Below are 1469 nucleotides of genomic sequence, written 5' to 3'. Positions count from 1 at the left end.
CAATACCGGTGACTTTGTTGGGGGTGGGTCGTTGGGTGTGGTGTGCCAAGGCCTGGACAGGTGAAGTCGTCGGGTGAGCGGTTGTCGGACCGGATCGCTCTGGGTGTGTTGACGCGGGTGTTTCCGCCCGAGTTGGTGGATGAGGTGATCGCGGAGTGCGGGCGCCTGGAACAGCGTTCCCGACTGCTGCCGGCTCGGGTGGTGGTCTACTTCGTGCTCGCGATGTGTCTGTTCTCTGGGCAGGGCTATGAAGAAGTGGCCCGGCTGCTGACGCAGGGGCTGGAGCGGGTGCGGCGGTGGGAGAAGCCGTGGCGAGTGCCGACGACGGCGGCGATCGGCCGGGCCCGCAGGCGGTTGGGGCCGGAACCGATGAAGGTGTTGTTCGACCGGGTGTGTCGGCCGGTGGCTGTCCCGGACACGGCTGGGGCTTGGTATCGGCGGTGGCGGCTGGTCGCGGTGGACGGCACCGTCTTCGACGTGCCGGACACCGAGGCCAACAGCATGTTCTTCGGCCGGCCCGGCTCAGGCCGGGGACAGCAGCGCAGTGCGTATCCGCAGGTGAGGGTTGCCGCTCTGGTGGAATGCGGAACACACGCGGTGTTCGCCACAGCGACCGGTCCGCTCTGCAGGCACGAACAGCAGCTCATTCCCGACCTGCTGGACCGGCTCGAGCCAGGAATGCTGCTGATGGCCGACCGCGGCATCACCGGCTTCGAGCTCTGGCGGGCCGCCTCGGGCACGGGCGCTGACCTGTTGTGGCGGGTCCGCAAGAACATCGTGCTCCCGGTTCTGGAAGCCTTCGACGACGGCTCCTACCTGTCCGAGATCGTGGCCACCGGCGACCGCGACCGCCGTGACCCGGCCCGAGTGAGGGTCATCGAGTACACCCTGGGCCGCGAGGTGGACGACACGGTCTACCGGCTGATCACGACCATCTGCGACCCGGACCAGGCACCCGCCACCGACCTGGCGGGCCTCTACCACCAGCGGTGGGAGATCGAGAACACCCTGGACGAGATCAAGACCCACCAGGGCGGACCCCGCCTCGTCCTCCGCTCGCAATACCCCGACGGCGTCGAGCAGGAAATCTACGGCTTTCTTCTCGTCCACCACGCACTTCGGGACGTCATGCACGCAACCGCTCGCCAAGCTGGCCTCGACCCGGACCGGCTGTCCTTCACCCGCACCCTGAACGTCGCCCGCCGCCACGTCACCGACCAGGCGGCACTTTCCCCCCTCCCGGCTCAAGCAGGCCCTGACTCACACCATCCGTGAGCTGCTGGAACGACTCCTGCCACCGCGCAGGCAACGCTCCAACCCGCGCGTCATCAAACGCAAGATGACCAACTGGCACCTCAAGCGCACCCACCACCGCAAGCCATCCCCACCACCCACTGCGGTAGTCACACTCGTTCCACCCACCAAACCAACCAGCAAACGCCAGAAAAGCACCTAAATCACCGGTATTG

General features: G+C 66.8%; 1 protein-coding gene. It reads left to right on the top strand.

Features of this window, described 5'->3' with window-relative positions; all coding sequences use genetic code 11:
- The first annotated feature begins 42 nt into the window (after positions 1-42).
- Positions 43-1275: an IS4 family transposase gene (locus tag AC0699_RS39740; protein ID WP_478671597.1), complete on the top strand. Its 1233-nt coding sequence runs from the start codon at positions 43-45 to the stop codon at positions 1273-1275.
- The last annotated feature ends 194 nt before the right edge of the window (positions 1276-1469 follow it).

The sequence above is a fragment of the Streptomyces sp. NPDC043870 genome, assembly GCF_056435785.1.
Note: the sequence above shows the minus strand (reverse complement) of the source record. Positions and strands in the feature narration are given on the sequence as shown.